We start from the raw sequence: 7,200 nt of genomic DNA on the forward strand, positions 1-7,200 counted from the left end.
GTCGACCGTGGTGCGCCACGGCAGCAGCGACGGCGCCTGGAACGCCATGCCCGAGATCTTGAGCGGCCCCGTCACGGGCTGGCCGTCGATGCGGATCTTCCCCATCGACGGCATCTTGAGTCCCGTGGTGAGCTTCATGAAGGTCGACTTGCCACAGCCCGAGGGGCCGACGATGGCAATGAACTCCCCGCGCTTGACCTTCAGGTCGATGGCCTCCACCGCAAAGTGGTTGGCGCGCAGCAGCTCCTCGTTGTAGGCGAGCCAGACGTCCTGGAAGTCGACGAAGGGAGCAGCGGCTGCGTTCGATGCGTCCGCCATCACTTGCGCAGCACGCCGCTCAGTTCGGCCGCCGGCGGCAGCAGCGCGGCGGTCCACACGGCGTCGGGGCTCACGCGGGTCTTGGTGTTGAACGCGTCCGACACCTGCGAGGCCATCAGCGACATGCGGCCCGCGTTGACCACGCCAAAGCCTTCGCTGCGTGCGTCGGCGCTGTTGATCACGGTGTCGATGGCCAGCTGCAGGCGGCGGGTTTCGAGCTTGCTGTCGATGATGCCGTCGCGCGCTTTCACCGACTCGATGGCCACCGCCGGATTGGCGATCACTTCCTTCGCCCCCTTGGCAAAGGCCGAGAGGAATTTCTTCACCGCTTCCGGGTTCTCCTTGATGAGCTTGGGCGAGGCGATGATCACGTTGCCGTAGAGCTTCACGCCGTAGTCGGGGTAGGGCAGCACCACGATGTCGGCGGCCTTGGCGCCGCGGGCCTCGAGGTTCAGCAGCGAGGTGAAGGTGAAGCCGGTGATCGCGTCGATGTCGCCGCGGATCAGCATGGTTTCGCGCAGCGTCGGGTCCATGGCGGTCCAGTTCACGGCGCCGATGCTGTTGGCCTTGGCGAAGATCGGGAACGCGCGGCGGCCCGCGTCGAACACCGGCGCGCCGAGCTTCTTGCCCGCGAGGTCGCCCGGCTTGGCGATGCCGCTCTTCTTGAGCGCCATGACCGAGGCCGGCGTGTTGTTGTAGACCATCATCACCGCCACTGGCTTGTTGGGGCTGTCAGGGTTGTTGGCGTGGAATTCCATCAGCGCCGCGAGGTCGGCAAAACCCATGTCGTAGGCGCCCGAGGCCACGCGCGTGACCGTGCCGCCCGAGCCGTTGCCCGCGTCGATGGTCACGTCCAGGCCCGCGGCCTTGAAATAGCCCTTGGCGGCGGGGTGCAGGAACAGCGCGGCCGGTCCTTCGAAGCGCCAGTCGAGCTGGAACTTGATCGGCGTCATGGTCTGGGCCAGGGCCGGGGAAAGGCCGAAGCTGAGGGCCGAGGCGGCGAGGAAGGACTGGAGCAATTGGCGCTTGTTCATGCGGGATCCGTTGGAGGTGAATGCTTCTGCATTCAAGCAAAAACGGTGCCCGCACGCGATTGGTGCGAACCCTTCCGCGGAACTGTTGTGGTGCGCAATGGGGGGCGGCGGGGGCCACGGCGCACCGGCTTGGGCCGCAATGAAAAACGCCCCGCGGCGTACTGCAGCGGGGCGTTGGTTCAGGGAAAGCGGCCTACTTGAGCGCGGTCGTCGCGTTCGCCACCGCCAGCGCCGTCATGTTGACCACGCGCCGCACCGTCGACGAGGGCGTGAGCACATGCGCCGAGCCTGCGGCGCCGAGCAGGATCGGGCCGACGGTGATGCCGTTGGCGCCCGTCATCTTCAGCACGTTGTAGAGGATGTGGGCCGAGTCGAGGTTGGGGCACACGAGCAGGTTGGCTTCGCCGGTGAGCGTGCTCTCGGGCAGGGCGGTGCGGCGCACTTCTTCGGACAGCGCCGCGTCGCCGTGCATCTCGCCGTCGCATTCGATGTCGGGCGCCATCTGCGCGAACAGGTCGCGCGCGAGCCGCATCTTGCGTGCCGAGCCGCGGCTCGAGGTGCCGTAGTTCGAGTGCGAGAGAAAAGCCACCTTCGGCGGCATGCCGAAGCGGCGCACCTCTTCGGCGGCCATCATGGCGATGCTCGCGAGCAGCTCGGCACTCGGGTCTTCGTTCACGTTGGTGTCGGTGATGAACACCGTGCGCTTCTCGAGCGTGAGCGCATTGAGCGTGGCGAAGCCCGGCGCGCCGCGCTTCAGGCCGATCAGGTTGCGGATGTGCTCCAGGTGCACGTCGAAGCGTCCGACCAGGCCGCAGATCATCGCGTCGGCGTCGCCCAGGTGCATCATCAGCGCGGCAATGGTGGTGTTGGAGCGGCGCACCATGGTCTTGGCGGCCTCGGGCGTGACGCCGCGGCGGCCCATGACCTTGTGGAAGGTCTCCCAGTAGGTGCGAAAGCGCGGATCGTCCTCGGGGTTGACGATCTCGAAGTCGGTTCCCGCGCGGATGTGCAGGCCGGCCTTCTGGATGCGCGCCTCGATCACGGCCGGGCGCCCCACCAGGATGGGCTGGGCCAGGCCTTCGTCGATGGCCCACTGCGCGGCGCGCAGCACGCGTTCGTCCTCGCCTTCGGCATAGGCCACGCGCTTGGCGGCCGCGATCTTGGCGGCGCTGAACACCGGGCGCATGAACATGCCGGTCTGGAACACGAAGCGCGTGAGGTGCTGGCGGTAGGCCTCCAGGTCCTCGATCGGGCGCGCGGCCACGCCGGAGGCGGCCGCCGCCTTGGCCACGGCCGGCGCAATGCGCAGGATGAGCCGCGAATCGAAGGGTTTGGGAATGATGTAGTCGGGCCCGAAGGACAGCTCCTGCCCCGCATAGGCGGTGGCCACTTCCTCGCTGATGTCGGCCTTGGTGAGCTCGGCGATCTCGCGCACGCAGGCCAGCTTCATTTCTTCCGTGATCTTGCTGGCGCCGCAGTCGAGCGCGCCGCGGAAGATGTACGGGAAGCACAGCACGTTGTTGACCTGGTTCGGGTAGTCCGAGCGGCCGGTGGCAATGATGCAGTCGGGCCGCACGGCCTTGGCGAGCTCGGGGCGGATCTCGGGCTCGGGGTTGGCCAGCGCCAGGATGATCGGCTGGCCGGCCATGGTCTTGACCATGTCGGCGCTCATCACGCCGGGCGCGGAACAGCCCAGGAACACGTCGGCATCCTTCACCACGTCGGCCAGGGTGCGGGCGCCGGTGTCTTTCTGGGCGTAGCGCGCCTTGGAGTCGTCGAAGCCGCCCGCGCGGCCCATGTAGATCAGGCCCTTGGAGTCGCAGGCATAGATGTTGGCGGGCTTGGCGCCCAGGCCCACCATCACGTCCAGGCAGGCAATGGCGGCCGCGCCGGCGCCGGAGACGGCGATCTTGACCTCCTCGATCTTCTTGCCGACCAGTTCGAGGCCGTTGATGAGCGCCGCGGCCGAGATGATGGCCGTGCCGTGCTGGTCGTCATGGAACACCGGGATGTTCATGCGCTCGCGCAGCTTCTTCTCGATGTAGAAGCACTCGGGCGCCTTGATGTCTTCCAGGTTGATGCCGCCCAGCGTGGGCTCGAGCGCCGCGATGATCTCGACCAGCTTGTCGGGATCGTTCTCGGCCAGTTCGATGTCGAACACGTCGATGCCGGCAAATTTCTTGAAGAGGCAGCCCTTGCCCTCCATCACGGGCTTGGCGGCCAACGGGCCGATGTTGCCCAGGCCCAGCACCGCGGTGCCGTTGGTGACCACGCCCACCAGGTTGCCGCGCGCGGTGAACTCGGCCGCCATCGACGGATCGGCCGCGATGTCCAGGCACGGGTAGGCCACGCCGGGCGAATAGGCCAGCGACAGGTCGCGCTGGTTCAGGAGCGGCTTGGTCGGGCTGATGGAAATCTTGCCCTTGACGGGCGAGCGGTGGTATTCGCGCGCTGCTTCGCGAAGTGCTTCTTCGGCGGGTGACAGGTTAGCAGCCATGAAAAGTCTCCTTGTTTCTGACGGGCAATGAGGCTACCCCAAAAAACGGCTGCCTCTTCTCCGGGTGGGCACGGGTTTTGGTGCTCCAGGCGTGAATTCTCTGCATGCCGACTCGCTAAACTCCCGGCTGTTACCAGGATTTAACGCTTGGCCAACAGCCCTTGCATCGGCCTTGCGGCCGTCACCATCCACAACGAAGAACGACCAGGAGGGGAGCGCATGACGCCCGGACCTTTCACGAGTACAGAGCCCGACGTCGTGGTCATCGGCGGGGGCCCGGCGGGTTCCACCGTGGCTGCGTTGCTGGCGGACAAGGGCCACGACGTGGTGCTGTTCGAGAAGGCGCACCATCCGCGCTTTCACATCGGCGAGTCGCTGCTGCCGATGAACATGCCGCTGTTCGACCGCCTGGGCGTGCGCACCGAGGTCGAGGCCATCGGCATTGCCAAGCACGGCGCCGAGTTCGTCTCGCCCTGGCATGACCACACCAGCCACTTCTTCTTCGGCGAGGCCATGGACAAGAGCTTTCCGTATGCGGTGCACGTGCGCCGCTCGGAGTTCGACGAGCTGCTGTTCCGCCATGCCGCCCGGCGCGGCGCGCGCACCTTCGAGGGCCAGCGCGTCATGGGCGTGGACATGGACGCCGGCAAGGGCGCGGACAAGCGCGCGCTGGTGAAGATCAAGGCCGAGGACGGCAGCGAAACCAGCTGGCGCCCGCGCTTCGTGATCGATGCGAGCGGCCGCGACACGGTGCTGTCGAACCAGTTCGACGCCAAGCAGCGCAACCGCAAGCACGCCAGCGCGGCCCTGTTCGGCCACTTTGCCAATGCGGAGCGCCGGCCCGGCCGCTACGAAGGCAACATCTCGCTCTTCTGGTTCGACCACGGCTGGTTCTGGTACATCCCGCTGAAGGACGGCACCGTGAGCGTCGGCGCCGTGGCGTCGCCCGCGTATTTCAAGCGGCGCAAGGGCACGCTCGAGGAGTTCCTGATGGAGACCATCGCGCTCGCGCCCAAGCTGGCCGCGCGCCTGAAGAACGCCACGCTGATGGAAGGCGCCACCACCACCGGCAACTACGCCTACGACTCCAAGTTCTGCCGCGGCGACCGCTTCATGATGGTCGGCGACGCCTATGCCTTCGTCGACCCGATGTTCTCGTCGGGCGTGTACCTGGCAATGAACAGCGCCTTCGAGGGCGCTACCGCGGCCGACCTCTGGCTCAGGGGCGAGATGAAGGAAGCCGAGAAGGCCTTCCGCCGCTTCGACAAGGTGATGAAGCATGGCCCCAAGATGTTCTCGTGGTTCATCTACCGCATCACCTCGCCGGCCATCCGCCGGCTGTTCATGAACCCGCGCAACATCTGGCGCATGCAGGAGGCGCTGCTGTCCATCCTGGCGGGCGACCTGTTCCGCAACACGCCCATCGGCCCGCGCTTCTGGGGCTTCAAGATCACCTACTACGCCTCGTGCATCGGCATCCTGCCGCAGGCCATCAAGACCTGGGCATGGCGCCGGCGCAACCTGAAGGAATCGCTGGAAGCAGCGAAAACCTGAGCCTCAATCTGGCGTAACGGTGTGCTGCGCGAGTGCCTCGAGCGCACGCACCAGCGCCGAGTGGTCCTGCTGGCCATGGCCCAGTGCGGCGCAGGCGTTCATGAGCTGCGCCGCGCCCGCCGTCTGCGGCAGCGCCACGCCCAGCGCCCGTGCGCTCTGCAGCGCCAGGTTCAGGTCCTTCTGGTGCAGCGAGATGCGGAAGCCCGGCGCGAAGGTGCGCTTGATCATGCGTTCGCCGTGCACCTCGAGGATGCGCGAGCTCGCGAAGCCGCCCATCAGCGCCTGCCGCACCTTGGCCGGATCGGCGCCGGCCTTGGAGGCGAACAGCAGCGCCTCGCCCACGGCCGCGATGTTCAGCGCCACGATGATCTGGTTGGCCACCTTGCAGACCTGGCCGTCGCCCACGTTGCCCACGAGCGTGATGTTCTTGCCCATCTTCTCGAGCAGCGGCCGCACCTGGCCGAAGGTGCCCTCATCGCCGCCGCACATGATGGTGAGGCTCGCGGCCTTGGCGCCCACTTCGCCGCCCGAGACCGGCGCGTCGATGTAGCCGCAGCCCAGCGCAATGATCCGCTTGGCGAAGCCCTTGGTGGCAATCGGATCGATGGAGCTGCAGTCCACCACGATCTTGCCGCGCGAGTCCTTCAGGCCCTCGGCCACGCCCTGCGTGCCGGGCTCGCCGAACAGCACTTTTTCTACGTCGGGCGTGTCGGGCACCATGATGAAGATCACGTCGGCCTGGCGCGCCACCTCGGCCGCCGAGGCGCAGATGGTGGCCTTCGAGATGAAGGGCTCAGGCGTGTTGCCCTGGGTGTTGACGAAGAGCTGGTGCCCCGCGTCGAGCAGGTGGCCCGCCATGGGTGCGCCCATGATGCCGAGTCCGATGAATCCGATCTTTTGCGATTGCGACATGTCTTTGTTTCCGATCTGAAGTTGTCTTTTATTGCGTGAGCGCTTCGCGCCAGCCGAGGCCGTCCACGGTGTCGCTGCGCGGCTTGTATTCGCAGCCGATCCAGCCGTCGTAGCCGATCGAATCGATGTGCCGGAAGAGCCAGGGGTAGTTGATCTCGCCCGTGCCCGGCTCGCCGCGCCCGGGGTTGTCGGCCAGCTGGATGTGGCCGATTTGCGCAAGATGCTTCGAGAGCGTGTTGCCGAGCTCGCCTTCCATGCGCTGCGCGTGGTAGATGTCGTACTGCACCTTCAGGTTCGGCGAGCCCACCGCCTCGATGAGCGCGAGCGCCTTGTCGGTGCGGTTCAGGTAGAAGCCCGGGATGTCGAAGGTGTTGATCGGTTCGACCAGCAGGCGCAGGCCCGCGGCCTCGAGTTCGCGCGCGGCCAGGCGCAGGTTGTCGATCACCGTGCGGTTCACTACGTTGATGTCGGCGCCCTCGGGCACCTTGCCGACCAGGCAGTTGAGCTGCGGGCAGCCCAGGGCGGTGGCGTAGTCGATGGCCATGGCAATGCCTTCGCGGAACTCGCTGGTGCGCTCCGGATGGCAGGCGATGCCGCGCTCGCCCTTGTCCCAGTCGCCGGCCGGCAGGTTGTGCAGCACCTGCTGCAAACCGTTGGCGCGCAGCGCGGCTGCGAGCTCCTTCTTCTCGAAGGGGTAGGGGAACAGGTATTCCACCGCCTCGAAGCCGGCCTTGGCGGCGGCCTCGAAGCGCTGCATGAACGGCAGCTCGGTGAAGAGCATCGTGAGGTTGGCTGCGAATTTGGGCATGGTGTGTTGTTCCTCTTCAGTCCAGCATCTCGGCCGCGACGGCGGTCGGCGCATCGGCCGGATGCTCGGCCAGCGGC

Annotated in this window: 6 protein-coding genes; 1 reads left to right on the forward strand and 5 read right to left on the reverse strand. The window is 66.7% G+C overall.

Translation table 11 applies throughout. The features are described from left to right. The 3 genes from AC1DOC_RS12195 to AC1DOC_RS12205 form a co-directional block, all read right to left on the reverse strand. Positions 1-318, reverse strand: a 318-nt coding sequence (locus AC1DOC_RS12195) for an ATP-binding cassette domain-containing protein (RefSeq protein WP_478129860.1), incomplete at its 3' end; no start/stop codon positions are given. Further along, positions 318-1,352, reverse strand: coding sequence for an ABC transporter substrate-binding protein (locus AC1DOC_RS12200; RefSeq protein ID WP_278875841.1), 1,035 nt, complete (start codon positions 1,350-1,352; stop codon positions 318-320). The genes AC1DOC_RS12195 and AC1DOC_RS12200, both read right to left, overlap by 1 nt. A 193-nt stretch (positions 1,353-1,545) precedes the next feature. Beyond that, positions 1,546-3,849 carry an NADP-dependent malic enzyme gene (locus AC1DOC_RS12205; RefSeq protein ID WP_319439135.1) on the reverse strand — a complete coding sequence of 768 codons (2,304 nt, stop codon included), beginning with the start codon at positions 3,847-3,849 and terminating at the stop codon, positions 1,546-1,548. Positions 3,850-4,068: 219 nt separating this feature from the next. Here AC1DOC_RS12205 and AC1DOC_RS12210 point away from each other — a divergent pair, with 219 nt between their 5' ends. After that, on the forward strand, positions 4,069-5,403 hold the full coding sequence (locus tag AC1DOC_RS12210; protein ID WP_018905314.1) for an NAD(P)/FAD-dependent oxidoreductase: 1,335 nt from the start codon (positions 4,069-4,071) through the stop codon (positions 5,401-5,403). 3 nt (positions 5,404-5,406) lie between these two features. On the opposite strand, the gene AC1DOC_RS12215 is transcribed toward AC1DOC_RS12210, so the two are convergent. Together AC1DOC_RS12215 and hyi are read right to left on the reverse strand one after the other, a co-directional pair. Then, the gene (locus AC1DOC_RS12215) at positions 5,407-6,315 is read right to left on the reverse strand and encodes a 2-hydroxy-3-oxopropionate reductase (protein ID WP_478081729.1); all 909 of its coding nucleotides are present in this window, start codon (positions 6,313-6,315) and stop codon (positions 5,407-5,409) included. Between the two features lie 28 nt (positions 6,316-6,343). Further along, the gene (gene hyi, locus AC1DOC_RS12220) at positions 6,344-7,123 is read right to left on the reverse strand and encodes a hydroxypyruvate isomerase (RefSeq protein WP_478081731.1); all 780 of its coding nucleotides are present in this window, start codon (positions 7,121-7,123) and stop codon (positions 6,344-6,346) included. Positions 7,124-7,200: the final 77 nt, after the last annotated feature.

The organism is Variovorax sp. 01T439_2 (genome assembly GCF_056398445.1).

Bases quoted from the DNA above. Each gene is read 5' to 3' on its own strand.
- AC1DOC_RS12215 (WP_478081729.1), bottom strand. From the start codon at position 6,315: ATGTCGCAATCGCAAAAGATCGGATTCATCGGACTCGGCATCATGGGC.
- AC1DOC_RS12210 (WP_018905314.1), top strand. From the start codon at position 4,069: ATGACGCCCGGACCTTTCACGAGTACAGAGCCCGACGTCGTGGTCATC.
- hyi (WP_478081731.1), bottom strand. From the start codon at position 7,123: ATGCCCAAATTCGCAGCCAACCTCACGATGCTCTTCACCGAGCTGCCG.
- AC1DOC_RS12200 (WP_278875841.1), bottom strand. From the start codon at position 1,352: ATGAACAAGCGCCAATTGCTCCAGTCCTTCCTCGCCGCCTCGGCCCTC.
- AC1DOC_RS12205 (WP_319439135.1), bottom strand. From the start codon at position 3,849: ATGGCTGCTAACCTGTCACCCGCCGAAGAAGCACTTCGCGAAGCAGCG.